The organism is Reyranella sp., assembly GCF_965227665.1.
GTDB lineage: Bacteria > Pseudomonadota > Alphaproteobacteria > Reyranellales > Reyranellaceae > Reyranella.
The window spans coordinates 3,147,457-3,174,147 of sequence record NZ_OZ245767.1 but is presented as its reverse complement, the minus strand read 5'-3'; the positions used below and the strand labels follow the sequence as shown (position 1 = coordinate 3,174,147).

Genomic DNA, 26,691 nt, shown 5'->3' with positions numbered 1-26,691 from the left:
TGCGCATTCGGCCCGGCGTCACGCCATCGGTAGGTTTCTTTCGGATACCGAAGTGGACACCGAGCGAGCGGCGGACCGGACCCCGGACCGCTTCAAGCGGCAGTCTCATATCAGAATTCAGGCGCGGAGTCGCGCAATATGTTGCATTTCAGCAACGGTCGAGCCATGCAGAAACTGCATGGCTGTTGCAAAAGGTACAATTGAGGACTTTACCCGAGGTGGATTTAGCGGGCCGCTGGCTTGTCGCTGAAATACTTCTCGAACTTGTCCTTCTCGTCCTTGAACTGCTCGGCGTCGGCCGGCGCCTCACCCTTGCGGGTAATGTTGGGCCAGGTCAACGACAGACTGCGGTTCAGCTCCAGCCATTTCTCCAGGCCCTTTTCGGTGTCGGGCAGGATGGCATTCGGCGGGCATTCGGGCTCGCAGACACCGCAGTCGATGCATTCGTCCGGATTGATGACCAGCATGTTGTCGCCCTCGTAGAAGCAATCCACGGGGCATACTTCGACACAGTCCATGTACTTGCACTTGATGCAAGCCTCAGTCACGACGTAGGTCATATCAGCTCCAGAAACGAGCGGCGGCTGCTTAACGTGCGAACCTCCGCTGCGCAAGGCTGGCGAAGGCGCTCACACCATTTAAGGCGAGTCGATCTCCTCATACAACGCGCGTGCCTCCGGTGCGGGCCCGCGACGCTCGCCGAGCGCCACGATCCGTACGACTCTCACCCTCGGCCCAAGCGCAAACGTGAGCACCATGCCCGGTGCCACCGTGGCATGCGGCTTCTCGACGGCGCGGCCGTCGATCCGGCAGCGTGACTTCTCCACGTGGCGCGTCGCCAGGGTACGGGTCTTGAAGAAGCGCGCGTGCCATAGCCACTTGTCGAGCCGCATCGCGCCTCAACGACTCACGGGTGGCTACTTCTTTCCACCGAGCTTGAGCTCGAGCAGCTTGGCGAACGGCGAATCGGCCGCCGCATCGCCCTTCGTCTCCGTCGTGGCGTACAGGCGCAAGGCCGGCCCGCCGCCGTCGCGCCGCGGCGGGCGCGGCCCGCGCCTGTCGTCGCGACCGCGATTATCCTGCGGGGGGCGACCGTCCTTGCGCTCCTGCCTCGGCCCTTCGGGGCGCGGGCCATTGCCAGGCTGGCCGCCGCCAGGCCGGGATCCACTGCGTGGACCGTCGTCCCTGGTCTTGGGCGGACGCGGCGAATCGGCAAAGAACTGACGCTCGTTGGGCCGTTCCGGCCGCTCGCGGCGGCGCTGGTTGCGCTCGCGCTCCTGCAGCCGTTGACGCTCGCGCTGCTCCTCGCGCTCGCGCACGAAGCGCGGCTTGATGGAGAAAGCGTAGAGCGGTCCGTTCTCTTCCGACGGCGGATGTACGCGATAGCCGAGCGCCCGCAGCACATTGGCCATCTCGGGCTCGGAGCAGCCCACCAGCGACATCATCTGCGGCGTGGCCCGGAACCAGCCCGGCGGCAGCGGTCGCGGTTCCTTCTTGGCCGGCTTGGTCTCGGTCCGCGTCGGGCCGTTCTCGGCCGGTCCGGTCGCAGCTTCCGTCGCCGCTTCGGGGGCAGGTTCGGTCGCGGTCGGCTCGGTCGGCTCAGGCGCCGACCCGTCATCCACCGACTTTTCGTCCGTCAGCTCCTGCGGCGCCGATCCCTCAGTCGGAGGCGCCTCAGCCACCGGTGCGTCAGCGGCAGGGGTTTCGGCAACGGCTTCCGCGGCAGGCTCCGACGCCGGTTCGGAGATCGGCTCGGAAGCGGCAACGGGCTCCGGAGCGGGAGATTCGGCCTCGGCCGCCGGCTCCACCGGTTCGTTCTCGCCAAAGGCAGCAGCGACGATCGCCCATTCGCTGATTTCATCCGCCGTCGCAGCGGCGGGAATCGGGGGAACGGCACCCTTTACCTCGTCGGCGGGCTTCTTCTCCTGCCTGTCCTGTTGCTGTGCACGGCGCGACGCCTCCCGGCTGTCGCGCACGGCGGCCCGCGCCATGGCGGCCAGGCGCTCGACCATGTCGGCGCGGATCGCGTGGTCGCCCAGCGGCAGATAGCCGATGGTCGTGTAGAAATCGCGCTCGGCATCGCGCGGCAGATCCATCGAGGTCCGGCCCTCGGCCGGCAGCGTCGGGATCGTCTCGCGGTTCTTGGCGATCATCCAGAGGCCGGCGCGCAGGCGGATCGGCACCGGCTTCAGCATGCTGGGGAAGTAGAGCGAGAAGACGCCGATGCGGACGCCGAGGCGGGCCAGCGCCTTGCGATCCTCGTCGCTGAGCTGGGCGAGTTGTTCCTCGACCGGGCGGCGCGGCAGGACGCCGAGCCCTTCGCAGAGCTGGAAGATGACGCCACGGGCACCGGCCGGCAGTTCGGTGGTGGCGCGCGCATCCATCAATTCGCTGAGGCCGAGGCGAATGCGGGTTTCCACCCAGGTCGCGGCGCGCTTGCGCACTTCCTCGCGGGCCGGGCCGTCGAGCAGGTCGGTGGCGATCGCCTCGACCTTGGGCGCCAGCACGTCGCCCGACGGCAACAGCCGCGCCACGGGGCCGCCACCCCAGCAGACACGCAGTTGACCGTCGAAGACGATTTCGCCGTCCTGACTGTTGACGAAGGCCTGCAGACGATCGGGCAGGTCCTGGCGCAAGGCGCGCAGAGCCGCACTCAGCACCGCCTTCTGGTCGGTCTGTCCTTCGGTTGCGTCCGGTACAAAGCGGAAGCCTTCGATGCGACCGAGGTGCTCGCCCTCGACCGTGACTTCGCCCGCTGCGGCTACTGACGAGTTCATTTCACCCTCATCGCGCAATCTTCGTACAAGCAAAGCCGCGCGTCTATCGACAAACCGTTGTGTGAGCCGCTGATGCAAAACATCTGAAAGCCTGTCCTCGATGGCGCGCGCGCGCTCTTGCCAGTGGGTGGCGCGCTGTATCCAGTCGGGCCGATGGGAAATATAAGTCCATGTCCTAACGTGTGCGATGCGCGCCATCAACGTGTCGATGTCGCCATCGAAACGCTCGAGGCGCTTCACGTGGCTCTCGATCCAGTCCTCGGGAAGCCGTTCACCGCCCTGCGTCAGGTGCGCGAAGAGCTGTCCCAGCAGCTGAATGTGCTCTTCCGTCATCGTCTTTCGGAAGTCGGGAACCTGGCACACCTCCCAGAGCAGCTTGATCCGGCGCGGTGAGTGCAGGCGCGGCAAAAACGCCGACTGCGCCGCCAGTGTCTGCAGGGCGATCTGATCGTCCTGCTCACGGACGCGCTGGAGCGCGGCATGGGGCGGGCCGGCGTTCAGCGAGCCGATCAGGGTCTGCACCGAGCGGAAATCGAGCTCGCTGTTGCGCCACTGCAGGTCGCGCAGCGGGTCGAAGCGATGGCTTTCGATCGCTTCCACGACCTCCGCGTCGAGGCCGGGCAGACCGGCGGTGGTGCCGAAAGTGCCATCGTTCATGTGACGGCCGGCGCGGCCCGCGATCTGTGCCAGCTCGCCGGTGCGCAGCGGCCGTGAGCTGCGGCCGTCATATTTCCGCAACGACGCGAACCAGACATGGTTCACATCCATGTTCAGTCCCATGCCGATCGCGTCGGTCGCCACGAGATAGTCGACCTCGCCCGACTGGAACATGTCGACCTGGGCATTGCGCGTGCGCGGGCTCATGGCGCCCATGACGATGGCCGTACCGCCGCGTTGGCGGCGGATTAGCTCGGCGATCTCGTAGACTTCGTTGGCGGAGAAACCCACGACCGCCGAACGGTGCGGCAGGCGGGTGGCCTTCTTCGATCCGACATAGGTCAGGTTGGAGAAGCGCGGACGGGCGACCACGTCGATGTCGGGCAGCAGTCGGTTCAATACCGGACGGATCGTGTCGGCGCCCAGCAGCATCGTCTCATTGAGGCCGCGCGCATGCAGCAGCCGGTCGGTGAAGAAGTGGCCGCGCTCCGGGTCGGACGCCATCTGCACCTCGTCCACGGCGAGGAAGGAAACCGGCCTCTCGACCGGCATCGATTCGACGGTGCAGACGAAGTAGCGCGCACTCGCCGGCGCGATCTTCTCCTCGCCCGTGATCAGCGCGACCTGGGCCGCGCCCTTCAGTTTGACGATGCGCTCGTAGTTCTCGCGCGCCAGCAGCCGCAGCGGAAAGCCGATCATGCCCGAGTCGTGGCCGAGCATGCGCTCGATCGCGAGGTAGGTCTTGCCGGTGTTGGTGGGGCCGAGGACGGCGGTCAGGCGGCCGGAGGCGCCGGAAAACGACATGGCGGCACCATCGCGCGCGGCCGCGGCGGAAGCAAGGCGGACAGCTCAGCCCGAATAGGCGGGTTCCAGCTTGTTGCAGCCGATCATCGGGCCGTGGTCGGACCACTGGACCAGCACGGCCACGCCCTGGGTCGCGCCGATGTCACCGCCGGGGACGGTCCAGCTCTTCGCCGCGCCGTCCCAATGGTCGATCAGTTCGAGCCGCCGCACGACGTTGAAGTTCTCGATCATGCGGCCCTGGTTCTCGCCGCTCTTCACCGGCGTGGTGTGGCGACGGTCATAGACGGCCAGGGTCACGTCCGCGGTGCGGCCGCCGAGCGGGAAGGGGTCGAGCCTGATGGTGAGCGGGCTCCCCATTGTGCGCGCGAGTTCGGGCGTTGCGCGCCGGGGCGAGAGGGCCTGTGCCTTGGCCAGCAGCGCTTCGATGGGTGCTTTTTCGCGACCGGTATCGTGGCCGATGCCGTCGACGACCATCTCCGGCGTGTAGACATAGCGTTGCTTCAACACGCGGGCATAGGCGCGCTGACGCTCGGTCGTTTCGCGCGAAGCGAAGGGATCCCGCCAGCCGATATAATCCCAATAGTCGACGTGGAAGGCGAGGGCCACGATGTCGGGGCGCAGGGACAGGCGACCGAGATAGGCGTCGGCCGGAGGACAGGAGCTGCATCCCTGCGACGTGAAGAGTTCGACGGCCCATGGCCCGTCGCCGGCCGGCCGCGCGGACGACGGCAGCGCCGCCGACAGGCTGGCCGCGGCCGCACCGATCAGCAGGGATCTGCGACTTGGAATTAGAGACGTCGTCATGAGCGACAGGATGCGCGCGCAGCCCCTGCTCTGCCAATCAACAATCGCTCACCGACCGCTCACTGCCCGGTGACGTCTCGGCCCGCGGAGGTCGCCCGTGCCTTATGGACTCTTAAAGAGTAATATTATAACAGTCCTTCCAAATGCACCGACCGATCTCTCCCGGCACGACCCTGCTCGCCATGAGCGCTTCGACACGGATCGCTGCGGCGATCGCCGTCTCGGCGCTGCTCTGGCTGTGTGCCTGGTGGGCGCTGTAAGGCCGCGATGACCGCCGCCTTGCGCCTCACGGATCTGACCGTGAGCTACGATCGTCGCCCGGCGGTCCACCACGTGTCGGCGGAGATCCCCGCCGGCGAGATGACGGCCATCGTCGGTCCAAACGGCGCGGGCAAGAGCACGCTGCTGAAGGCGCTGGTCGGTCTCGCGCCGCGGATCGAAGGTCGGATCGAGTGCACCGCGAAACGGATCGCCTACCTGCCGCAGCAGGCGGAGATCGATCGTTCCTTCCCCATCTCGGTGCTCGATACGGTCCTGCTCGGCCGCTGGTCGCGTTTCGGCGGCTTTCGGGCCGCGACATCCGCCGATTTGAACGATGCCCAACAGGCGATCGAAGCGGTCGGCCTCGCGGATTTCGAGCGCCGGCCGATCGACACGCTCTCCGTGGGCCAGTTCCAGCGCGTGCTGTTTGCACGGCTGCTGCTGCAGGATGCAGATCTCGTGCTGCTCGACGAGCCGTTCGCCGCCATCGACAGCAGGACCGTGGCCGACCTGATGGTCGTGATCCGCCGCTGGCGGCAGGAGAAGCGCACCGTCGTCGCAGTCCTGCACGATTTCGACCAGGTCCGCCGCGACTTCCCGCACGCGCTGCTGCTGGCGCGCGAGCTGGTCGATGCCGGCCCGACCGTGCGTGTCCTGACGGCGGAGAACCTGGTGCGTGCCCGCGCCATGGCCGAAGCCTGGGACGAGCAGGCCGGCGCCTGCGACGTGCCGCTTCGGCTCAGCGCCTGATCGAGCGTTCCGCGTCATGGTCTACGAGTATGTGATCGCGCCCTTCGCGGATTTCGGCTTCATGCGCCGGGCGCTGGTCGCAAGTCTCGCGCTGTCGGTCGGCGGCTCTGCGATCGGCGTGTTCCTGATCCTGCGCCGCATGAGCCTGATGGGCGATGCGCTGGCGCATTCGCTTCTGCCCGGCGCCGCGCTGGGCTTCCTGATCGGCGGCCTGTCGCTGCCGGCGATGAGTCTGGGCGGCTTCATCGCCGGCGTCACGACGGCGCTGCTGTCGGGAATCATCGCGCGCTTCTCCAGCATGCGGGAGGATGCAAGCTTCGCCGCCGCCTATCTGACGGCAATGGCGCTCGGGGTGCTGATCGTCTCCCTGCGCGGCTCCGCGGTCGATCTCATGAACATCCTGTTCGGCGCGATCCTCGCCGTCGATGAGCCGGCCTTGATCCTCGTCGTGTCGACGGCGACCGTGACCCTGATCGGTCTCGCCGCCATCTATCGCCCGCTGGTCGTCGAATGCTTCAACCCGGGCTTCCTCGCTGCCATGGGGATGCGGGGCTCGCTCTATCACTATCTCTTCCTGTCGCTCGCCGTGCTGAACATGGTGGCGGGCTTCCAGGCGCTGGGCACGCTGATGGCGCTCGGCCTGATCCTGCTGCCGGCCGTCGCCTCGTCCTTCTGGGCGCGCGAAGTCTGGTCGATGAGCCTGGTCGCGGCGCCGATGGCATTCGCCTCCGCGGCCATCGGGCTGCTGTTGTCGTTCCATGCCGGCCTGCCGTCCGGTCCGGTGATCGTGCTGTGCGCCAGCTCGTTCTTCCTGGTGTCGCTGCTCTTCGGCTCGCGCGCCTCGGTGCGCGCCCGCCTCTCGCGCTCGGTTCACTTGCGCGGGTGAGGGGGCAGGCTAGGCTGCCTCCCTGCGGAGGAACCAAGCATGACCAATTCGCCGGTGCCGGGCGTCACCCTCAAGACCATCACGGCCAACAACATCCACATGCGCTATGCCGAGGCCGGCCCCAAGGAAGGCGGTGGACCGCTCGTGCTGTTCTGTCATGGCTGGCCGGAGAGCTGGTACTCGTGGCGGCATCAGCTCCGGGCGGTGAGCGAAGCGGGCTTCCGCGCCGTCGCCCCCGACATGCGCGGCTATGGCGGCACGCAATCGCCCGAGCCGATCGACCAGTACACGCTCTTCCATCTCGTGGGCGACATGGCTGAGCTGGTGAAGGCGCTGGGCGAGACCAAAGCGGTGATCGTGGGCCACGATTGGGGAGCGCCCGTCGCCTGGCACGCCGCGCTGTGGCGTCCCGATCTCTTCACCGCGGTCTGCGCCATGAGCGTTCCGTACGCGCCGCCGGGCTATGTCGACATTCTGTCGGCGCTGGAGAAGCTCGGCATCGACAACTTCTATCTCCAGTATTTCCAGAAGCCGGGCGTCGCCGAGGCCGAGCTGCAGCAGGACATTCGCGGTGCCTTGCGCAAGCTCTACTATACGGCCGGCGGCGAGATGACGGAGAAGGATAAGGGCTTCGGCCGCCTCACGGGCGGCTCGCTCCTGGCCAACACCGTCGACCCCGGCAAGCTGCCCGACTGGCTGACGGATGCCGACCTCGACTACTACGCCGGGGAGTTCGCGCGCGCGGGCTTTCGCGGCGGCCTCAACTGGTATCGCAACCTGCGGCGCAACTGGGAACTGAGCGGCCCGTGGCGCGGCCAGCCGATCCGCCAGCCCTCGATGTTCATCGCCGGCAGCCGCGACGGCGTGCTGCGCTTTCCGGCCGCCAAGAGCCAGCTCGACGCCTACCCGACCACCCTGCCGGGCCTGCGCGGCAGCCACATCCTCGACGGTGCCGGCCACTGGGTACAGCAGGAGCGAGCGGCCGAGGTGAACCGCCTGCTGATCGAGTTCCTGAAGGGCCTGTAAGGCGGGCGGCCTGTCGAGCCCGAACCCTACACCAGCGTGCGCAACTCGGCCGTGGCGACCGACAGCATGGCGAGGTCGATGGTTCCGGCCGAGGCGAGCTCCTCCAGGAGCCGGTCGACGCGCTCCAGGGCGAGCCTGCGCGGTTCGCTCCAGGCGGCGAGGGCCGAATCGGGATCGCAGTCGTTGCCGCTACCCGCGCGCAACGCCGACCGCAGCAGCTCGGCCTGGAGCGCGGCCAGCTCGTCCTGCATCGCGAACGCGGCCTGCGACGGCCACAGGCCGTCGCGCGGCAGTTTCTGCGCGGCGTTGGCCAGCAGGGCGAGCTTCAGCCGCTCGCCCAGCCGGAAGTAGAGCCTCGCGGCGCTGCCGATCGTGCAGCCGTTGGCTTCAGCAGCCAGGGCGAGGTCGCCAGCAGCCGACAGAGTCTCCAGCGCGGCGGCGCGGCGGGCGAGATCGGGCGGCGCGCCCATCGCCTCGAGGGCGGCGGAACGCTCGCCGAGCGCCGCCCCTTCAGCCTCGCCCACCAGATCCGAGGGCAGGGCTCCCAGCTCGGCGACGGCGCGGCCGAGTTGGGCCGTGGCGGCCGTCGTGTCGAGCGGCTGCGGCAGGCGCCGCAGGACCCATTGCACGACGCGCAGCACGAAGCGCTGCGACGCCATCAGCATCCGGATCTGCGCTGCGGCCTTGAGCGTCGCATCGAGCGCTTCGACGTCGCTCCACAGGTCCCGCAGCTTCCAGGCATCGCGCACGACCGTGAAGGCCTGGGCGATGGCAGCCGCCGGGGCGCCGGTTCGCTGCGCCACCGTATGCACGAAGGTCGGGCCGCACCGGTTGACCAGCGAGTTCACGACCTCCAGCGCGGTGATCTCGCGGCGCAGGCGATGACCCTGCAACGCTGTCTCATACGTTTCCTGCAGGGCCGCCGGGAAGTAGCGCAACAGCTCCTCCCCCAGGCGCGGATCGTCCGGCAGGTCGGAGCCCAGGATCTCCTCGTTGAGGTCGATCTTGGCATAGGCCAGCAGCACCGAGAGTTCGGGCCGCGTCAGCGGCTGGCGATTCTGGGCGCGCACGCGCATGGCCACGGAGTTCGGCAGGAATTCGACGGCACGGTCGAGCCGGCCCTTGCGTTCGAGGGCACGCATGAAGCGCTCCAGCCGGTCGTGTTCCTCCGCCGCCTGGCCCTCGGCGACGCTGACCGCCTGGCTCTGCTGGTAGTTGTGGCGCAGCACCAGCGCCGCGACCTCGTCGGTCATCGAGAAGAGCAGCGGGTCGCGATCCACCGCGGCGAGCGCACCGGCGGCAATGGCGGCGCTGGTCGCGATCTTGATGTTGACCTCGTGGTCCGACGTGTCGACGCCGGCCGAATTGTCGAGCGCGTCGGTGTTGATCTTGCGCCCGGCCAGCGCGGCCTCGATGCGGCCGCGCTGTGTGAAGCCGAGATTGGCGCCTTCGCCGATCACGCGGGCGCGCAGGTGCGCGGCGTCCACGCGCAACGAGTCGTTGGCACGGTCGCCGGCTTCGCCATGGCTTTCATCCGAGGCCTTCACGTAGGTGCCGATGCCGCCGAAATAGAGCAGGTCGACCGGCGCCGTCAGGATAGCCCGCATCAGGTCGAGCGGCGCCATCGCGGGTTGCTCTATTCCCAGCACCGCGCAGGCCTCCGGCGACAGCGCGACCGATTTGGCCGTCCGGTCGAAGATCGCGCCGCCCGGCGACAGCAGGCTCCTGTCGTAGTCCATCCAGGAAGAGCGCGGCAGGGCGAACAGCCGTTGCCGCTCTGCGAGGCTCGTGGCCGTGTCCGGCGTGGGGTCGATGAAGATGTGGCGATGGTCGAAGGCGGCCACCAGCCTGATGTGCGGCGACAGCAGCATGCCGTTGCCGAACACGTCGCCCGACATGTCGCCCACACCCGCGACGGTGAACGGGGTTTCCTGGATGTCCTGGCCCAGTTCGCGGAAGTGGCGCTTCACTGACTCCCACGCACCGCGCGCGGTGATGCCCATCTTCTTGTGGTCGTAGCCCGCCGAGCCGCCTGAAGCGAAGGCATCGTCGAGCCAGTAGCCGTAGTCGCGGGCCAGCGCATTGGCGATGTCGGAGAAGGTGGCGGTGCCCTTGTCGGCGGCGACCACCAGATAGGGATCGTCGCCGTCATGGCGGACGACATCGGCCGGAGGCACGATGCCGCCGCCGTCTTGCTCGCCCATCGCATAGTTGTCGGTGATGTCGAGCAGGCCGCGGATCAAAGTCTGATAGCAGGCGATGCCCTCGGCCTGGATCTGCTCGCGGGTTCCTCCGGCCGGGGGCTGCTTCACGTAGAAGCCGCCCTTGGAGCCGACCGGGACGATGACGGCGTTCTTCACCATCTGCGTCTTCATCAGGCCGAGAATCTCGGTGCGGAAATCCTCGCGCCGGTCGGACCAGCGGATGCCGCCCCGGGCGACGCGTCCGCCGCGCAGGTGGATGCCTTCCATGCGCGGGCTGTAGACGAAGATCTCGACCAGAGGCCGCGGCGCCGGCAGGTCGTCGATGGCGCGGCTGTCGATCTTGAGGGAGATCCACGCCTTGGTGCCGCCCGCCTGCCAGTAGTTCGTCCGCAACGTGGAGAGGATGGCATTGTGGAAGCGCCGCAGGATGCGGTCTTCGTCGAGCGTGGCGACGGCTTCGAGCGCCGCGCCCAGTTCGGCCTCGATCGAAGCCATCCTCGCAATGCGCTCCTCCGCGGTCGCGTCACCGGAGGCCGGATCGAAGCGCGCCATGAAGAGGTCGACCAGAAGGCGCGCCACCCGCGGATAGGTGGCCAGCGTCCGCTCCATATACTCCTGACTGAACGTGATGCCGGCCTGACGGAGATACTTGGCATAGGCGCGGACCACCGCGATCTCGCGCCAGGCGAGGCCGGCACCGAGCACCAGCCGGTTCAGCCCGTCATTCTCCAGCGCCCCCGCCCGCAGTTTCTCGATCGCCTCGATGAAGCGGGGTCCTGCAACGGCGAGATCGACCGCCGACTTGTCCGCGGTCTCTACGCGCAGCACCTGCATGGCCACGCCATCGGCCGGATCCTCGTCGCTCTCCTTGCGCAGCAGGAAAGGCACTTCGCTAATCACCCGCAGGCCGAGGTTTTCGGCCAGAGGCAGGATGTCGGACAGCGCAAAAGGCTTGCGCGGATGGAACAGTCGCAGCGCGAAGCGGTGTGCCGGCCTGCCGCTGCGGCGGCCGACCTGCACGCCGAAGCCGGCGCCGTCGACGAACCTCTGGAGCTGCTCGATATCGATCGCGGCCTGCGCCGCGTCGAAGGTCTCGCGATAGACCACGGGAAACCAGTCCCGCCAGCGCCGCGCCGCGGCGCGTCCCTCGGCCTCGCCCAGCTTCTCCTGCAGGGTGGCGCGCAGCCGGTCGTTCCAGGACGTCGCCGCTTCGATCATGTCGCGCTCGAGCGCGGCGAGATCGGGGATGGGCTGCCCCGGCGTGCGGAGCCTCAACGTATGGAGCGACTGGACCAGGGCGGAATTGCTGCCGATCGACGTGGCGACCGAGACGACGGTCCCATCCCAGGCCTTCTCCAGAAGGGATGTGAAGCGCTCTGAAAGCGCCGCGTCGAAGCGTTCGCGCGGGGCGAAGACCAGCGCGGAGGCGAAGCGGCCGAGCGTATCGAGGCGGGTGAACAGCGCCACGCGCCGCCTTTCCTGGAGCTGCAGGATGCCCAGCACATGATCGTAGAGCGTCTCCTCGTCGATCTGGAAAAGCTCGTCGCGCGGATAGGAATCCAGGATCGCCAGCAACGCCTTGCCGTCATGGCCATGCCGGTCGAAACCCGACCGACGCAGCAGGGTCTCGCCCCGGCCGCGCAGCAGCGGCACGTCGTGCACCGCGGCGTGATAGGCGGCGGAGGTGAACAGGCCGACGAGGCGATGCTCGCCGGTGACCCTTCCGTCGGCGTCGCAGGTCTTCACGATCACGCAGTCCATCGCGCCGATGCGGTGGACCAGCGATTGACGGTCGGTCTTCACGATCAGGATGTTGTGCGGGCCCTGCGCGAAGCGCGCCATCGCCTCGCCGCTGCCGACGCCGACCTCGAACAGGCGCACCTCGTCGCGGCGCAGGATGCCCAGCGCCGATCCGGGCACCAGCTCGTAGCGCAGGCCGCCGGGCTGGCTTGCATCCTCGACGTATCGATAGCGGCGATGGCCCAGGAACGTGAAATGGTTGGCCTCGAGCCAGCGCAGGAAGTCCTCGTATTCGGCGAGATCCGGGGCGCGACCGGGGGCCAGGTCGACGATTGCGTCGAGGCAGGCACGGCGCATGGCACGCCAGTCCTCGACCGCCAGCCGCACCTCGGCCAGCACGCGCGTGAGCGCGGAAGCGATCTCGTCCAGCAGCACCGGATCGGTCTGGCGGTCGATCTCGATGTGCATCATCGATTCAGAGCGCGCCCGCTCGCCGGCCTCCAGCGCGATGCCCACCAGGTCACCGTCGAGGTCGCGTCGTGCCGCCATCACCGGATGGGCGAGCAGATGGACTGCGATTTCACGACGGTTGAACTCGTTCGCGATCGAATCGACCAGGAACGGCATGTCGTCATTCACGATCTGCACGACCGTGTGACGGCTCTCGAATCCATGGTCGGCGAGCGACGGGTTGAAGATGCGGACCTTGGCGACGCCGGGCAGGCGCCGGCGGGCGAAGGCGAGCAGGGACATCGCGGCAGCGGCACGCTGGTCTACCGGGGCGGCGGCGAGGTCCTTGTCCGACAGCCGGCCAAACAGCCTGCGTGCGAATTGTGCAGAATCCTCACCTCCGGACTGGAGGGCGGCAGCGCAGATGGCGTCCAACCCATAGACGCGCGGCACCGAAGCGGTGACCATATTTTGTGCATTCCTCCGCAAAACCTGGGGCGATGTTACGCCCGACCGTGACATTCTGACGACGGACTCTTGGCGACGCCGAGAATGCCCATCGTATCTCGCCTTTCCCCGCTTGGCCCCGAGAGGTTGAGCCGATTCGCTGCGGTTTCTGTCCCGGAGCCACGGAATCCGCGGGAAAGCGCGTTTTGTTCTCCTGTTATGCTGCACCTGCGAAGAGTCGAAAACCGCTCGGGAAACGGAATTTCAAAACCGATTTTCAGCCGTTTTTTCAGAGGGTTAACCAACCATTCCTGAGATTCACAAGCGGGGACTAAATTTCGCAATGACAGGCTCGGCGGCATCCGTACTATCTATGGATAGTGGGAAGCGGCCAATCGCTCCCAAGATGTAGGCTTCTTCCACAGAGTGTTCTATCCACAACTGTGGACAAAAAGAAAAAGGGGACCGCAAGTGTTTGATGTCGTTCAAGTTCGAAGCGGTGCGCGGGTTGTTACCGATTCTTCCCGGGACGCCCGGCTCACCATCTTTGGCAAAGCCACGCTGAACGACCGGTACCTGCTGCCGGGCGAGAGCTACCAGGACATGTTCGCGCGTGTCGCCTCGGCCTATGCCGACGACGACGCCCATGCCCAGCGCCTCTACGATTACATCAGCAATCTGTGGTTCATGCCGGCCACGCCCGTGCTCAGCAACGGGGGGACCACCCGCGGGCTGCCGATTTCGTGCTTCCTCAACGAGGCGAATGACAGCCTCGAGGGCATCGTCGGGCTGTGGAACGAGAATGTGTGGCTGGCGGCCCGTGGCGGCGGCATCGGCTCCTACTGGGGCAACCTCCGTTCGATCGGCGAAAAGGTCGGCATGAACGGCAAGACCTCGGGCGTGGTGCCGTTCATCCGCGTCATGGATTCGCTCACGCTCGCGATCAGCCAGGGCTCGCTGCGCCGCGGGTCGGCCGCCGTCTACCTGCCGGTGAACCATCCCGAGATCGAGGAGTTCATCGAGATCCGCCGTCCGACCGGTGGCGATCCCAACCGCAAGGCGATGAACCTGCATCACGGCCTGCTGATCTCCGACGCCTTCATGCGCGCCGTGGAGAACGACGAGGAATGGGCGCTGGTCAGCCCCAAGGACGGCGCCGTGCAGCGCACCGTCTCGGCCCGCGCCCTGTGGATCCGCATCCTGACGGCGCGTGTGGAGACCGGCGAGCCCTACCTGGTGTTCGTCGACCATGTGAACAACGCCCGTCCCGAGCACCACAAGCTCGCGGGCCTCGAGGTCAAGACCTCGAACCTGTGCAGCGAGATCACGCTGCCGACCGGCATCGACCATCACGGCAAGCAGCGCACCGCCGTCTGCTGCCTGTCGTCGCTGAACCTCGAGACCTATCTCGAGTGGCACGAGCATCCGACCTTCATCGAGGACGTGATGCGCTTCCTCGACAACGTGCTGCAGAGCTTCATCGACACCGCGGGCTCCGACTTCGCGCGCGCGACCTACGCCGCGATGCGCGAGCGCTCGGTCGGCCTCGGCGTCATGGGCTTCCACTCGTTCCTGCAGGCCAACGGCATTCCGCTGGAATCCGTGATGGCCAAGGTGTGGAACAAGAAGATGTTCAAGCACATTCGCGGTCAGTGCGACGAGGCGTCGATGACGCTCGGCAAGGAACGCGGCGCGTGCCCGGATGCGGCTGATTTCGGCTTCCAGGACCGCTTCTCCAACAAACTCGCGATCGCGCCCACCGCGTCGATCTCGATCATCTGTGGCGGCGCCTCGCCCGGCATCGAGCCGTCGGCGGCCAACGTCTACAACCACAAGACCCTGTCGGGCTCCTTCGTGGTGCGCAATCCGTACCTCGAGAAGATCCTTACCCAGAAGGGCAGGAACGACGAGGACACCTGGACGGCGATCATGACCGACCAGGGTTCGGTGCGGAATCTCGACTGCCTCGACGATCACGAGAAGGCGGTGTTCAAGACCGCGTTCGAGATCGACCAGCGCTGGCTGGTCGAGCACGCCGCCGACCGCACGCCCTATATCTGCCAGAGCCAGTCGCTGAACATCTTCCTGCCGGCCGACGTGCACAAGCGCGACCTGCATCAGATCCACATGATGGCCTGGAAGCGCGGCGTGAAGAGCCTCTATTACTGCCGCTCGCTGTCCATCCAGCGCGCCGAGAGCGTGGCCGGCGAAGCCCTCGCCGCACCGCTCGGCGACCATGCCCTTACGGCGCCTAGAATCGACGCTCCCTCCTCTCTGCCGCTCGGAACGCCGCCGGGTCCGCAGAGCAATGACTACGAAGAATGTCTTAGCTGCCAGTAAACGAGCGTTGTACCCCTGTCGCGTTCCCGGCGTTCGGGATCGCGACAGGGGATTTTAATTTCAAGCGACCCCATTCATTCGCCCGACATATTGGACGCCCGCGCCATGTCACTTCTCGACGCCAAGCCGATCTACAAGCCTTTCCACTATCCGTGGGCCTACGACGCCTGGCTGACGCAGCAGCGCATCCACTGGCTGCCCGAGGAAGTGCCGCTGGCCGACGACGTGAAGGACTGGCGCAACAAGCTGAGCGACAGTGAGCGCCATCTGTTGACGCAGATCTTCCGCTTCTTCACCCAGGCCGACGTCGAGGTGAACAACTGCTACATGCGGCACTATTCCCGCGTCTTCAAGCCGACCGAAGTTCAGATGATGCTGGCCGCCTTCTCGGCGATGGAGACGGTGCACGTCGCCGCCTACAGCCATCTGCTCGACACGATCGGCATGCCCGAGACCGAGTACTCCGTCTTCCTCACCGTCAAGGAGATGAAGGACAAGTACGACTACATGCAGGGCTTCAATGTCGACTCGAAGGCCGACATCGCCAAGACGCTCGCCGTGTTCGGCGCCTTCACCGAGGGCCTGCAGCTGTTCGCCAGCTTCGCCATGCTGATGAACTTCCCGCGATTCAACAAGATGAAGGGCATGGGCCAGATCGTGACCTGGTCGGTGCGCGACGAGACGCTGCACTGCAACTCGATCGTCAAGCTGTTCCGGACCTTCATCCAGGAGAACCCGGAAGTCTGGACCGAGGAGCTGCAGCGCGAGATCTACGTCGCCTGCTCGACCATCGTCGATCACGAGGACGCCTTCATCGACCTCGCCTTCGAACTGGGCGGCATCGAGGGCATGACCGCGACCGACGTGAAGCGTTACATCCGCTACATCGCCGACCGCCGCCTGACCCAGCTCAGCCTGCAGCCCATCTATCGCGCGGACGCCAAGAACCCGCTGCCGTGGATGGACCAGATGATGAACGCCATCGAGCACACCAACTTCTTCGAGAACCGCTCGACCGAATACTCCAAGGCGTCGACGCGCGGCACCTGGGACGAGGCGTTCAGCTAGGACAAGGAACTCATACGAGTTAGCGACTCGCGTAGTGAAATTCCCGCCAGTGGTGGGATCGTCTGCAAGTGGAAACGGCGGCCCCCGCCAAGGTTAGCCGCCGTTCATCCGATAGTGATGTTGCAGACTGGTAGGCCGCAATTGCGGGCCCTAGAGTCTACTAAGCCACTAGTTGCTCTATCTGTCTAAACTGGGCGGTTCTCACTTCGAGAGCCGCCCTTCTTTTTTGTACTCGGGCAGACGCTTATCATCACCACAAGATTTCGACGCGTATCCACCGTTCATCAACAACATCTTGTGCATAAGGCTACGATTCGTCAAGCATCTAAATAGACGATATTTAGGTATCGCAATGGCGCGCGGAAAAAATCTCAATGACACAGTGAAGGTTCAACCAACCATTTCACTTCAAACGCTCGAGTACTTGAATCAGCTTGTTGCGATTGGGAACTACGGCAACACGCCGACAAATGCTGCTGGGTATCTTATTCAACGTGGCATTGATGACATGTTGCGAGCCAAGCTACTCGACAAAGTCAAAAGACGCCCGAAGCGCCGTTAGCTTTGTTTGTCGACATTCCGCTTCCTATAGGCACAACGGCAGGCCGGAGAAGGCTGGGGCGTAAACGCCGTTGCTGGTGAAGACTGTTATGCTTGAGGCAGCCTACAAGGAGTGGCACGCGAGCAATGCTCACGCCTTAGCGGACGGAGGCTTGGGTGATGTCGTGTAGCTTTGGGAGTCGCTCTCTTCAGCTATGGTAAAGGCTGAAAAGTCATCATTTGAAATTCCCAAGGCCTCCTGAAGATCGGATGCCGCCTTCATGAACACACCGACATGGGCCGCGAAGCTCTCGCGGCTGTACGTGTGTCGCTTAGGCTTCAGCGTGTTTTCTCGATGCCGGTGGATGAATGTGACCGTATCTTCATTGCCGCTTAGATAGGAGTGAGCAAAGGCGTTGCGCTTTGCCTCATTCTGGATCGTCTTAATGGCGCTAAGTATCGCGGCTTTCTGCGGGTGATTTTGCAACGCAACAAGGTCTGAAAGCATCTGGGCGCGGCGGCTAAAATCGATGGCCGTTGTGATAATGTGCGTTTCCTCGATCCCTATTTTTAATAGTTTCCCGATCCCAATATCGATCGTTACATCAAGCGATCCGAATGCGCTGTGAAATGCACCATAGAGACCCAGGAACAAGGGATCCAAGGGCACCGTTTTGAGCAACCGCTTCTTTCGCTCCTCGTCCATGCAATCCCCTCTGATGCCACCGACGAAGCCCCGACGCGACGATTGCCTGCCGTCCCAGGCCACCAGGCGCAGGAAGGACACCCGACGCGATGCGTTGATTATGCCAGCGATTCCACACGCAGAGTCGAGTCCGAAATTGAAGCCGCCAAAGAAGAAGGCAAAAAGGCCTAACTACGAATACCACTTCGCCCGGAAGGCTTGGATACTTTCTACATCGACGAATCGGTTGGCGACGGCCATTTCATATCAACGGCGGTCCGCGTCCCGTTCATTCGTCCCGGGCGCGAATGGTTGCCAAATTGGGTGGGAAAGTCATCTTGCCAGAGCCGAAGCGTGACGGCGCGATCTATCAAGAAATCACGACATCAAGTTCCGGGAAGAGTTGCGCGCGCACAAGTTCCTGAAGTGCTCTGGCTGCTACCACAAGACAGGTCGCAACCTGTCCCCGCCAGAATCCTATGGGGTTTACCGATTTGCACTTGCGACGCTAAGTTTCTTTGAAACAGACTCCATCCTCACGACGCTGTTTCGTAAAATATATAATGCCCGTTCAAATTGCATATCAGATCGGCTCGAGCATCGAGTGCGAAAGTGATGGTACTCGCTTCAACGACGGGCTTCGCGCCATAGCGCATGCGCGCTTCGGAAAGAATCGACTTGGCCGAAATCTTCCGTTCGGGATTTTCTTTCATCGCGTCATAGACAGGCACGACTTCGTCTCGCAGCCATCGTTCGACGGCGGCGTCGCGCTCCTGCAGCGCGCGGAGACCGGCCCGGATGACTTCGGAGCTGGAGGCATAGGCGCCCGATTCGACCTTCGAGTCGATATAGGCCGCCTGTTCGATCGGAAGACTGAACGTACGCTTCGAAACTCTGCTCATCTTCTTACACTGGTATGACTTGGTCACACCATCCTTCCAAACGCTGTCAGGAGCGTCAACTCATTGAGGGCGTTGCTCCCTTCCATCATCCCGTAAGACCGATGTAGGTTTCCTCCGCTGAGCGTCCAGTTGCGTTGCGTGCGCGCGTCGTAATGAACCCTGGAGGCAGCCGTCATGGAAATCCGTCGTCGTTCATTGGCGCATCTCGCCGTGGGTGCTGCCGCGTTGCCGCTCGTGCCTGGCATGGCGCGCGCGCAAGCCTATCCATCGCGGACCGCCCGCATCGTCGTCGGCTTTCCCGCCGGCGGCGCGACCGACATCCAAGGGCGCCTGATGGCGGAATGGCTGACCGAGCGCCTCGGCCAGCAGTTCATCGTCGAGAACAAGCCGGGCGCCAGCGGCAACATCGGCACCGAGACCGTGGCCAAGGCCGCGCCCGACGGCTACACGCTGCTGCAGGTCGTGACGCCGCATGCAATCAACGCCGCGCTCTATTCCAATCTCGGCTTCGACTTCATGCGCGACATCGCGCCGGTCATCTGCGCCGCGCGTCTCGCCTACCTCGTCGTGGTGAACCCGTCGGTTCCCGCGAACACGCTTCCCGAGCTCATCGCCTACGCCAAGGCCAACCCCGGCAAGATCAACTACGGGTCGGCGGGCCAGGGCACGCCGCAGAACATCGCCTGCGAACTCTTCAAGATGATGACCGGCGTGAACCTGGTGCACGTTCCGTACAAGGGCGGCGCGCCGGCGGTCGCCGATCTGATCTCGGGCCATGTGCAGGTCGTCTTCGCGCCGTTGTCGGAGTCCATCCAGCAGGTCAAGGCCGGGAAGCTGCGCGCGCTGGCGGTCACGACCAGGGCGCGCCTGGACGTGCTGCCGGACGTTCCGCCGGTGGCGGACTTCGTGCCGGGTTACGAGGCGAGCGGCTTTGCCGGCATCGGCGTCCCGAAAGGTACGCCGGTCGAGATCATCAGTCTGTTGAACAAGGAACTGAACGCCGGCCTCGCGAGCGAGAAGATCAGGACGCGCATCGTCGAGTTGGGTGGCACCGTGGTCGGAGGCACGCCGGCGGAGTTCGGCGCGATCCTCGCGGATGCCACGGAGAAGTGGGCCAAGGTGATCAAGGCCGCCGGCATCAAGGCCGAGTAGCGCCGGCCCGCAGAAGCAGGAGCGCTGCCGCGGCGCCGATTGCGGACGCGGCGGTCGCGAGCAGGAACACCCCCGCGAAGGCGCTGGCGCCCTGTTCTGGCGCCAGCGCGGCCCCCAGCGCCGCGATGCCGAGAGCAAAACCGCCCTGGCGCATCACGATGGTGAGCGCCGAGGCCATGCCGGCCTGCGCGGGCGGCGCCAGGGTCACGACCGCGCCCGAGAGTTGCGACTGCACGAGCGCCGCGCCCGTCGCGATGATTGCCATGCCGAGCAGCGCCATTGTCCAGGTCGGCTCCAGCGCCAAGGCGAGGTCGCCGATGGCGATCACCACCAGCCCGCTGGTGAACAGGGCACGCCATCCCCAGCGCATTGCCAGGCGGCCGGCGAGCGGGGGCAGGACGACCATCGGGACGGTCGCGGCAAGGAGGGCGATGCCCGCCTGCGCAGCCGAGAGGCCGAAGGCCGTCGTGAGAAACAGCGGCAGGTAGACCAATACGGCCCAGTAGCCGATCGACACGGCGATCAGCAGCACGGCGACGGCGATCATCGCGGGCTGAGTCAGCAGAGCGGGATCGAGGATCGGCTGTGGCCGGCGTCGTTGCTGCACGACCAACCCAACACCGCAGAACAGAGTCGCGGTCGTGCCGATCATGAGGTGCAGCGGCGTGCGGCCGGCCAGCAGCGTCTCGATGGCGATGCCGAGCGCCAGGGTGAGCAGGGCGATGCCCACAGGATCGAGGGGGCGCGCGGCCTCGGCGCGCTCTTCCGCCACCAGTCGCGGCACGATCCACGCGGCCAGGAGGCAGCAGGGAAGGTTGGCAAGGAAGATCCAGCGCCAGCCGAACCAGGCGGCGACGGCCCCGCCCAGGGTCGGCCCGATCGCCATCGCCACGCCGGAAACGATGCCCGCCAGACCGAAGGCCCGGGCGCGGTCCGCCGGATCGGGATAGGCGCTGGCGGTCAGGGCGATCGAGCCCGTAATGACGAACGCCGCGCCGAAGCCCTGCGCCGCGCGCGCGGCCCACAGAGAGGGACCATCCCAGGCCAGCCCACAGGCGAGCGAGGCCCCGGCGAACAGCAGGTTGCCGACCAGCAGGGCGCGACGCCGCCCGTAGCGATCGGCCAGCGCGCCAGCGGCCAGCAGCGTGGCGGTGAAGGCCAGGCTGTAGGCGTCCATCGTCCAGGCATAGGCCGCCAAGCCGAAGCCGAGATCGTCGCCGATGGTCGGCAGGGCAACCACGACGGCGGTGACGTCGAGTTGGGTGAGGAAGCCTGCGAAGGAGAGGGCGAGGGCAGGGGTGCGGCGGAAGCTTTTCATGGTGCCCCGTGATGGCGCCTCGCGCGCGCAGATCCGAACGCCAAGCATTCACTTCGACATGAATGTGCTTCATGATGGGAAAAATGCGCTCTCTCCCGCCCTTCGACGCCCTGGTCGCCTTCGACACCGCGCTGCGTCATCGCAGCATGACCCTGGCGGCGGCGGAGCTCGGCATGACCCAGAGCGCGGTCAGCCATCGCCTGCGCCGGCTCGAAGCCTATGTCGGCGCGCCGCTGCTCCATCGCTCGCCGACCGGATTGCACGCGACGCCGGCGGGCACGGCGCTGGCCAGTGGCCTCGCGGATCTCCTGGAGGGCCTGTCCGATCTCCGCGCCCGTTGCCGCGCCGTCGCCGTGCCGTCGGGCCTGCGCGTCGGCGTGGGCGCAGCGCTTGCCGACTACTGGCTGGTGCGGCGCTTGCCGGCCTTTGCGGCCGCGAATGCCGGCCTGGAAGTGGAGCTCACCATCGTCGAGAGCGAGGCCGAACTGCGCGCGCCCGACATCGACGTCCACATTCTGTGGCAGCCTGCGGCGACGGCGCGTTCGTCCTCGACGCAGCGCCTGCTGTTCCAGGAGCAGGTCTTTCCGGTGTGCGTGCCCGCATTGCTACCGGGTGGCAGAACGCTGCGCGATCCGCAGGCGCTGGCGACGCTGCCGCTGCTGCACAAGGGGAAACCCGGCCGCGGCCAGGGCGCGGAATGGTCATGGCCGGTCTGGTTCGAGCGGCTGGGAATCGCGGGCAAGCCGCCGGCGGCCGCGCTGCGTTTCGGCAACATCCACACGGCGATTTCGGCGGCATTGCAGGGCGCGGGCGTCGTCATGGCGCGCTCGCTGCTGGTGCACGATGCGCTGAAGGACGGAAGGCTGGTCCGCGTCCTGCCCTCGTCCTGGGACATGCCGTCGAGCAAGGCCCACATCGTGCGCTGGCCCGCCGCCCTGACGGGCGACGAGCGCGTAAGTCGGTTCGTGAAATGGGCGGTCGGAGAGGCCGAAAGAACGACCGGCCGCCGCCGTGACGGTCAGCCTTCGCCGAAGGTCCGCTTGTAGGTCTTGGTCATCACCTCGTCGAGGCGCGCACCGGGAACGAAGTCGGCCATCTCGTCGGGCCGCTTAAGGCCCGGGAGCTGGCGTGCGCAGTCGGACGGTTCGCCGATCACCTGGGTGACCGGATAGAGCGCCGACCAGGCGGGGACGCCCTCGTAGTCTTCCTCCTCGTCCGCGACGTGCTTGTCGCGAATCTTGCCCGAGGCCGTCTCGATCTCCATGCCGATCATGGTCGTCGCCTTGAACTCCTGCTTGTTCGGCTGACGAATGAGCCTGGAGCGGCCGGGATAGATGCGGTCGATGAAGCGGTCCATCAGCTTCAGCTTCTCTTCCGGGTCGTCGATCACATGCGCCTTCCCGAAGGCCATGACGGCGCGATAGTTCACCGAATGGTGGAAGCCCGAACGCGCCATCACCAGCGAGTCGAGATGCGTGACGGTGAGGCAGACGTCGACGCCTTCCTTCTGGCTGCGGATCATGCGGCTCGCCGACGAGCCATGCCAATAGAGGTGGCTGCCCTCGCGCCAGAACGAGGTCGGCGTGCAGTAGGGCCGGCCGTCGATCACGTAGGCGATGTGGCAGACCAGGGCCGCATCCAGGATCGCGTGAATCGTTTCCTTGTCGTAGCGGCCGCGCTCGTGGACGCGCTTCACCTTGTTCACGTTGGTGACGGGATAGCTGTCGGGCGGGGTGACTGAATCGGGAGGGCTCATGGCTTGACCTTTGGCGCACCGGAAAAAGGGGGTTGCTTGCGGCAGGACCATCGGCGCGATACGGATCAGACGAAAGAGCCGGTTTGGCGGAAAGTGACTGGACCAGTTTCAAAACGCCGCTCGAGTGCCCGCAGTCGCCGCGTCCCACCGCTCGGCCTCGCGCTCGATCCCTCGTCGCCCGAGCCGCTGCACCGGCAGATCGGGGAACAGATGCGGCGCGCCATCCTCGAGGGCCGGCTCGAACCCGGCTCGCGGCTGCCCTCGTCGCGGCTGATGGCCGAGGATCTCGACTGCGCGCGCGGCACGGTCGTGCTGGCCTTCGACCAGCTCGTCGCCGAGGGCTATGTCGTGAGTCAGGCCGGTTCGGCCATGTCTGTCGCGGCCGACCTGCCCGACGAGATGCTGACCGTGCCCCGGACCGGCACGCCGCCGCCGGGCAGTGCGGTCGCCAAACCCGCCGTCGCGCGCCGCACGCGGGCGCTGCTGGCCGAGACGGCGCCGCCCGTTCCCGCCGGCCCGCCGCTGGCTTTCCCGACCGGCCAGCCCGACCGCGAGGCCTTCCCCTTCGCGCTTTGGGCCAAGCTGCTGGAACGGGAATGGCGCCGGCCCGGCAGCGAGGCGGCCAGCGCCGTGCATCCGTTCGGCCATGGCGGACTGCGTCAGGCGATCGCCACCTACCTCGGGGTGGCGCGCGGCTTCACCTGCGATCCCGGATCCGTCGTCGTCACGACGGGCATCCGCCACGGCCTCTCGCTCTTCGCCCAGGTCGTTCTCGATGCCGGCGATACGGCGTGGATCGAGGAGCCGGGCTTCGTCGGCGTGCGCGAGGCGCTGGCGGGTTCGGGCGTCGAAGCCGTGCCGGTCGCCATCGACGAAGCGGGTTTCTCGCCGGAGATGGCTCGGGCGCTGGCGCCGGACGCGAGCCTGGCGGTCGTGGCGCCGGCGCATCATTTTCCGCTCGGCACCGTGCTCAGCCTTCAGCGCCGGCTCGAACTGTTGAGCTGGGCCGAACGCGCCAAGGGCTGGATCGCCGAGGACGATTTCGACGGCGAGTATCGCTACAGCGGCCGTCCGCTGGCGCCGCTGCGCGCGCTCGATCGCGCCGGCCGCGTCGCCTATTTCAGCAGCTTCTCCAAGCTGCTCTTCCCGGCGCTGCGGCTGAGCTTCCTCGTGCTGCCGGCCTCGTTGGTCGAGGCCACGGAGCGGATCATGGATCGCGTCTCGGTGCGGGCGCCGCTGCTGGGCCAGGGCGCGCTGGCGCGATTCATCGCCGAGGGCCATTTCGCCACCCATCTGCGCCGCACGCGGCAGCTCTATGCCGGCCGCCGTGAAGTGCTGCTGCAGGCCGCCGCGCGCCATCTCGACGGGCTGCTGACCGTGGCCCCCGATCCCGGCGGCATGCACGTGATCGCCCGTCCCACCCCGCAGATCGCGCGGCGCTTCGACGATGTTGCGGTGACCGCGGCGGCGGCGGCCAAGGGCCTGACCGTCCAGCCGCTCTCGGTCTGCTACGCCGGCCGCGCGCGGCAGCACGGCCTCATCCTGGGCTACGCGGGAACGCCCGAAGCGGAGATCGATCGCGCGCTGGTGACGCTGCGCGACGTGGTGCTGAGCGAGGCCGGCGGTTCCAGGCGCAGGAAGCGCCCCGCCTGACGCTCTCCCGACGTGCCTTCGAGCCGGATGTACTCGTTCAGTCGAGGCCGGCCTTGCCGGGGGCCCAATAGGCCTTGGCGACGATGCGCGTGGCGGGCACGGCCCGGCGCTTCAGCGCCAGTCGGAGCTGCTGAATGGTGGAGGCCTTCCCGGTCAGCACGAAGGTCGCGCCGGCGGCGTGAAGTGCCGGGAGCGCCGCTTCGATCCGCTCGATGTGCGCACCATCCTCGGTCCTGGCGAACAGCGCGGCCTCGTCGAGGCCGAGGTGTTCCATGACCCGGCGGCTGGCGTCGACATCGTCGACCTCGAAGCGCCACGCGACGGCCCCCGTCCGATGGTGGGACAGGAGCGCGCGTGCCAGGCCGATCGAGGTTTCATCGCCGAGGAGGGCAAGCGGACCCGCGGCGGCGCTGAGATCCAACGAGTGGCGCGGGCCGAAGATGTCGCACTCGTCTCCGCGCGCGAGGCTGCGAATCCAGGCGCTTCCCGGTCCCTCGCCATGCGCGTAGCCGAGGATCCGGGTGCGCCCGGCAACCGGGTCCCATTCGATCGGCGTGTAGGTTCGTGCGACGAAGGCCGAGCCCATCGCGATCTGTATCTTCTGTCCGGGCGTCCATGCGATGCCCGCCAGGGCCGGGCCTTCCAGCGTGATCAGCCGGAAGCCATCGGCAATTGTCTCCACCGCCGCGACGGTTACGTGTCTCATGAACAAGCGCACCAAGGTTCTGCTCAGCCGGCCAGGTCCCTTGGTGGTCGCGCGGTCTTGCGCTCCTGTCGCAAGCATCACGCGATCCTCACGGTGAATTCGTTGCCGCGACCCTCGTCGACGGGGAGCGGCTGCGAAAGGTACCCGTTCGCGGGATTGCGGACATAGTCCAGATATCCCGGGTCGAAGGCGTTTTCCCCGAGGACCACGGCCCCAGGTCTCAGCCGATGCTCGACCAGCTTCAGCACCGGGAGGTAGAGCGCGAATGCACCGTCGATCAGCAACAGGTCCACGTTGCCGTCGACATCGCGGAGCGTCTCGAGCGCGTCGCCTTCTCTGATCTCCACCAGACCGGCGAGGCCAGCGGCGTCGAGGTTGGCGCTCGCGCGTGCCACCTTGGCATGCTCGAGCTCGGTGCCGATGAGGCGGCCGCCGCCATTGTCGCGGAGCGCGGCGGCGAGATAGATCGTCGAAATCCCCATCGATGTGCCGAACTCGACGATCCGGGTCGCCTTGCAGGCGCGCGCGATCGCATACAGGAAGCGGCCATAGGCCGGCGAGACGGCAAGATAATTGTCGGCACGATCGCGATAGATCTTCCGATAGTCCGCCCGCTCCTCGGCGAGCTTTTCCGCGATCACCTGCTCCAGGGCGCCACCGGCGGCCTCGATCTCGATCATGATTTCGGTCGTGTAGTCCAGGTCCGCCGCTTCGGCTCCCTGGTGAAGCTTGTCCAGGACCTGGGCGAGAGATCCGTAGCTCAGTGAATTCACGAGGATTCCTTTCCGATGGTGGACGCCGGGAAGGCGTCGACGGGTTGGTCTCGATCGGATAGAGGAAGCCGGTATTGGCGTCATTCCGAAGTACAGACAGATTATTATTCAATCTGGCCAACCCCGCCCTTTGTCAGACAGCAGAGCCATGCCCATTCTTCGCGACCCCTCGGAGTGGATCGATCCCGACGAAGTGCCCCGTCCGATCGTGACCTTTGGCGCCGCGATGGCCGAGGTCGGCAGGATCGAACTGGACCTGCACCGGCACATGAAGGGACAGGTGCTGTTCGTTCAGCGCGGCGCCCTGAGCTGCGAGGTCCAAGGTGGGCTATGGATCGTGCCGCCCGGCAGCGCCGTGTGGATACCCGGGGGGGCGCTCCATGCGATTACCGCGACGGGCGCGCTCGAAGGCTTCGCGGCCTTCGTCCATTCGGCCGTCAGCGGAAGTCTGCCGGAGACTTGCTGCGCCGTGTCGGTGACGCCGCTTCTGCGCGAGCTTTTGATCCGCTCCGCGCGCTTGCCCGCCCTCTATGACGAAGGCGGTGCGAATTCGCGCCTGGTGGCGGTCCTTCTCGACGAGATCGCAACGGCGCAGGTCGAGGATCTTCATCTGCCGATGCCGACCGACGCCCGCCTGCGCAGGATCGTCGATCTCATGATGGCATCGCCGGCGGAGCGGGGAACGCTGGAGGTCTGGGCGAAACAGGCGGGTCTCAGCGAGCGGACCCTGGCGCGCATGATCAGGCGGGAAACGGGCATGAGCTTCGGGCGCTGGCGGCAGCAGCTCGGCGTCATGCTTGCCGTGAAGTGGTTGGCGGGCGGCGCGTCGATCCAACAGGCCGCTGCCGATCTGGGCTACGAGAGCGTGCCGAGCTTTGTGACCATGTTTCGCAAGGCACTCGGGACATCGCCGGGGCGCTACATGGCAGAGCGACGGCCCGGCCGTTCAGCGAACGGGCCGGAGCGGACAGCGGCCGCCGAGAGATAGGAGT

General features: G+C 66.3%; 19 protein-coding genes and 1 pseudogene. 9 read left to right on the top strand and 11 right to left on the bottom strand.

The genetic code is table 11. From position 1 onward, the window contains the following. Positions 1 to 224: 224 nt before the first annotated feature. From fdxA to ACO07I_RS15235, 4 genes are all read right to left on the bottom strand, one after another. A complete protein-coding gene (gene fdxA, locus ACO07I_RS15250) occupies positions 225 to 560 on the bottom strand; it encodes a ferredoxin FdxA (RefSeq protein ID WP_298315792.1) in 336 nt (111 codons plus the stop codon). 78 nt (positions 561 to 638) lie between these two features. Next, entirely contained in the window at positions 639 to 893 is a 255-nt protein-coding gene (locus tag ACO07I_RS15245; protein WP_422009032.1) for an RNA-binding S4 domain-containing protein, read from the bottom strand. A 24-nt stretch (positions 894 to 917) separates the two neighbouring features. Further along, positions 918 to 4,238: a helicase-related protein gene (locus ACO07I_RS15240; RefSeq protein ID WP_422009030.1), complete on the bottom strand. Its 3,321-nt coding sequence runs from the start codon at positions 4,236 to 4,238 to the stop codon at positions 918 to 920. A 45-nt stretch (positions 4,239 to 4,283) separates the two neighbouring features. Further along, positions 4,284 to 5,042, bottom strand: a complete 759-nt coding sequence (locus ACO07I_RS15235; RefSeq protein ID WP_422009028.1) for a DUF1223 domain-containing protein — start codon at positions 5,040 to 5,042, stop codon at positions 4,284 to 4,286. Positions 5,043 to 5,309: 267 nt separating this feature from the next. On the opposite strand from ACO07I_RS15235, the gene aztA reads away from it, so the two are divergent. From aztA to ACO07I_RS15220, 3 genes are read left to right on the top strand one after another with little or no spacing between them, the layout of a single operon-like run. After that, positions 5,310 to 6,053: a zinc ABC transporter ATP-binding protein AztA gene (aztA, locus tag ACO07I_RS15230; protein ID WP_422009026.1), complete on the top strand. Its 744-nt coding sequence runs from the start codon at positions 5,310 to 5,312 to the stop codon at positions 6,051 to 6,053. Between the two features lie 16 nt (positions 6,054 to 6,069). Further along, entirely contained in the window at positions 6,070 to 6,939 is an 870-nt protein-coding gene (locus ACO07I_RS15225; protein WP_422009024.1) for a metal ABC transporter permease, read from the top strand. Positions 6,940 to 6,978: 39 nt separating this feature from the next. Next, on the top strand, positions 6,979 to 7,965 hold the full coding sequence (locus tag ACO07I_RS15220) for an alpha/beta fold hydrolase (RefSeq protein WP_422009022.1): 987 nt from the start codon (positions 6,979 to 6,981) through the stop codon (positions 7,963 to 7,965). A gap of 26 nt (positions 7,966 to 7,991) precedes the next feature. On the opposite strand, the gene ACO07I_RS15215 is transcribed toward ACO07I_RS15220, so the two are convergent. Then, positions 7,992 to 12,827 (bottom strand): NAD-glutamate dehydrogenase, encoded by a 4,836-nt coding sequence (locus ACO07I_RS15215; RefSeq protein ID WP_422009020.1) that lies wholly within the window; start codon positions 12,825 to 12,827, stop codon positions 7,992 to 7,994. A 450-nt stretch (positions 12,828 to 13,277) separates the two neighbouring features. Here ACO07I_RS15215 and ACO07I_RS15210 point away from each other — a divergent pair, with 450 nt between their 5' ends. Together ACO07I_RS15210 and ACO07I_RS15205 are read left to right on the top strand one after the other, a co-directional pair. Next, positions 13,278 to 15,146, top strand: a complete 1,869-nt coding sequence (locus tag ACO07I_RS15210; RefSeq protein WP_422009018.1) for a ribonucleoside-diphosphate reductase subunit alpha — start codon at positions 13,278 to 13,280, stop codon at positions 15,144 to 15,146. A 105-nt stretch (positions 15,147 to 15,251) separates the two neighbouring features. Then, positions 15,252 to 16,214 (top strand): ribonucleotide-diphosphate reductase subunit beta, encoded by a 963-nt coding sequence (locus ACO07I_RS15205; protein ID WP_422009016.1) that lies wholly within the window; start codon positions 15,252 to 15,254, stop codon positions 16,212 to 16,214. Positions 16,215 to 16,905: 691 nt separating this feature from the next. Here the strand turns inward: ACO07I_RS15205 and ACO07I_RS15200 are convergent. Then, positions 16,906 to 17,460 carry a hypothetical protein gene (locus ACO07I_RS15200; RefSeq protein ID WP_422009014.1) on the bottom strand — a complete coding sequence of 185 codons (555 nt, stop codon included), beginning with the start codon at positions 17,458 to 17,460 and terminating at the stop codon, positions 16,906 to 16,908. 617 nt (positions 17,461 to 18,077) lie between these two features. Beyond that, positions 18,078 to 18,341 (bottom strand): annotated as a pseudogene (locus tag ACO07I_RS15195) (type II toxin-antitoxin system ParD family antitoxin); the annotation flags it as partial. Between the two features lie 174 nt (positions 18,342 to 18,515). On the opposite strand from ACO07I_RS15195, the gene ACO07I_RS15190 reads away from it, so the two are divergent. Then, positions 18,516 to 19,493, top strand: a complete 978-nt coding sequence (locus tag ACO07I_RS15190) for a Bug family tripartite tricarboxylate transporter substrate binding protein (protein ID WP_422009012.1) — start codon at positions 18,516 to 18,518, stop codon at positions 19,491 to 19,493. Here the strand turns inward: ACO07I_RS15190 and ACO07I_RS15185 are convergent. Further along, on the bottom strand, positions 19,480 to 20,811 hold the full coding sequence (locus ACO07I_RS15185) for an MFS transporter (RefSeq protein ID WP_422009010.1): 1,332 nt from the start codon (positions 20,809 to 20,811) through the stop codon (positions 19,480 to 19,482). The two genes, ACO07I_RS15190 and ACO07I_RS15185, sit on opposite strands and share 14 nt — an antisense overlap. A gap of 83 nt (positions 20,812 to 20,894) precedes the next feature. Here ACO07I_RS15185 and ACO07I_RS15180 point away from each other — a divergent pair, with 83 nt between their 5' ends. Further along, entirely contained in the window at positions 20,895 to 21,857 is a 963-nt protein-coding gene (locus ACO07I_RS15180; protein WP_422009008.1) for a LysR substrate-binding domain-containing protein, read from the top strand. Here ACO07I_RS15180 and ACO07I_RS15175 read toward each other — a convergent pair. Further along, a complete protein-coding gene (locus ACO07I_RS15175) occupies positions 21,830 to 22,567 on the bottom strand; it encodes a pyridoxamine 5'-phosphate oxidase family protein (RefSeq protein ID WP_422009006.1) in 738 nt (245 codons plus the stop codon). The two genes, ACO07I_RS15180 and ACO07I_RS15175, sit on opposite strands and share 28 nt — an antisense overlap. Positions 22,568 to 22,660: 93 nt before the next feature. Here ACO07I_RS15175 and ACO07I_RS15170 point away from each other — a divergent pair, with 93 nt between their 5' ends. Beyond that, the gene (locus ACO07I_RS15170; RefSeq protein ID WP_422009004.1) at positions 22,661 to 24,220 is read left to right on the top strand and encodes a PLP-dependent aminotransferase family protein; all 1,560 of its coding nucleotides are present in this window, start codon (positions 22,661 to 22,663) and stop codon (positions 24,218 to 24,220) included. A 37-nt stretch (positions 24,221 to 24,257) separates the two neighbouring features. Here ACO07I_RS15170 and ACO07I_RS15165 read toward each other — a convergent pair whose 3' ends face one another. Together ACO07I_RS15165 and ACO07I_RS15160 are read right to left on the bottom strand one after the other, a co-directional pair. Beyond that, positions 24,258 to 24,926: a siderophore-interacting protein gene (locus ACO07I_RS15165; RefSeq protein WP_422009002.1), complete on the bottom strand. Its 669-nt coding sequence runs from the start codon at positions 24,924 to 24,926 to the stop codon at positions 24,258 to 24,260. 77 nt (positions 24,927 to 25,003) lie between these two features. After that, positions 25,004 to 25,699, bottom strand: coding sequence for an O-methyltransferase (locus ACO07I_RS15160; RefSeq protein WP_422009000.1), 696 nt, complete (start codon positions 25,697 to 25,699; stop codon positions 25,004 to 25,006). A 148-nt stretch (positions 25,700 to 25,847) separates the two neighbouring features. Between ACO07I_RS15160 and ACO07I_RS15155 the strand changes: the two genes are divergently transcribed. Continuing rightward, entirely contained in the window at positions 25,848 to 26,687 is an 840-nt protein-coding gene (locus ACO07I_RS15155) for an AraC family transcriptional regulator (protein WP_422008998.1), read from the top strand. Positions 26,688 to 26,691: the final 4 nt, after the last annotated feature.

What these genes read in the sequence shown, in the direction of transcription:
- fdxA (WP_298315792.1), bottom strand. Translation starts at nt 560, where the DNA reads ATGACCTACGTCGTGACTGAGGCTTGCATCAAGTGCAAGTACATGGAC.
- ACO07I_RS15245 (WP_422009032.1), bottom strand. Translation starts at nt 893, where the DNA reads ATGCGGCTCGACAAGTGGCTATGGCACGCGCGCTTCTTCAAGACCCGT.
- ACO07I_RS15240 (WP_422009030.1), bottom strand. Translation starts at nt 4,238, where the DNA reads ATGTCGTTTTCCGGCGCCTCCGGCCGCCTGACCGCCGTCCTCGGCCCC.
- ACO07I_RS15235 (WP_422009028.1), bottom strand. Translation starts at nt 5,042, where the DNA reads ATGACGACGTCTCTAATTCCAAGTCGCAGATCCCTGCTGATCGGTGCG.
- aztA (WP_422009026.1), top strand. Translation starts at nt 5,310, where the DNA reads ATGACCGCCGCCTTGCGCCTCACGGATCTGACCGTGAGCTACGATCGT.
- ACO07I_RS15225 (WP_422009024.1), top strand. Translation starts at nt 6,070, where the DNA reads ATGGTCTACGAGTATGTGATCGCGCCCTTCGCGGATTTCGGCTTCATG.
- ACO07I_RS15220 (WP_422009022.1), top strand. Translation starts at nt 6,979, where the DNA reads ATGACCAATTCGCCGGTGCCGGGCGTCACCCTCAAGACCATCACGGCC.
- ACO07I_RS15215 (WP_422009020.1), bottom strand. Translation starts at nt 12,827, where the DNA reads ATGGTCACCGCTTCGGTGCCGCGCGTCTATGGGTTGGACGCCATCTGC.
- ACO07I_RS15205 (WP_422009016.1), top strand. Translation starts at nt 15,252, where the DNA reads ATGTCACTTCTCGACGCCAAGCCGATCTACAAGCCTTTCCACTATCCG.
- ACO07I_RS15200 (WP_422009014.1), bottom strand. Translation starts at nt 17,460, where the DNA reads ATGGACGAGGAGCGAAAGAAGCGGTTGCTCAAAACGGTGCCCTTGGAT.
- ACO07I_RS15190 (WP_422009012.1), top strand. Translation starts at nt 18,516, where the DNA reads ATGGAAATCCGTCGTCGTTCATTGGCGCATCTCGCCGTGGGTGCTGCC.
- ACO07I_RS15185 (WP_422009010.1), bottom strand. Translation starts at nt 20,811, where the DNA reads ATGAAAAGCTTCCGCCGCACCCCTGCCCTCGCCCTCTCCTTCGCAGGC.
- ACO07I_RS15180 (WP_422009008.1), top strand. Translation starts at nt 20,895, where the DNA reads ATGCGCTCTCTCCCGCCCTTCGACGCCCTGGTCGCCTTCGACACCGCG.
- ACO07I_RS15175 (WP_422009006.1), bottom strand. Translation starts at nt 22,567, where the DNA reads ATGAGCCCTCCCGATTCAGTCACCCCGCCCGACAGCTATCCCGTCACC.
- ACO07I_RS15165 (WP_422009002.1), bottom strand. Translation starts at nt 24,926, where the DNA reads ATGAGACACGTAACCGTCGCGGCGGTGGAGACAATTGCCGATGGCTTC.
- ACO07I_RS15155 (WP_422008998.1), top strand. Translation starts at nt 25,848, where the DNA reads ATGCCCATTCTTCGCGACCCCTCGGAGTGGATCGATCCCGACGAAGTG.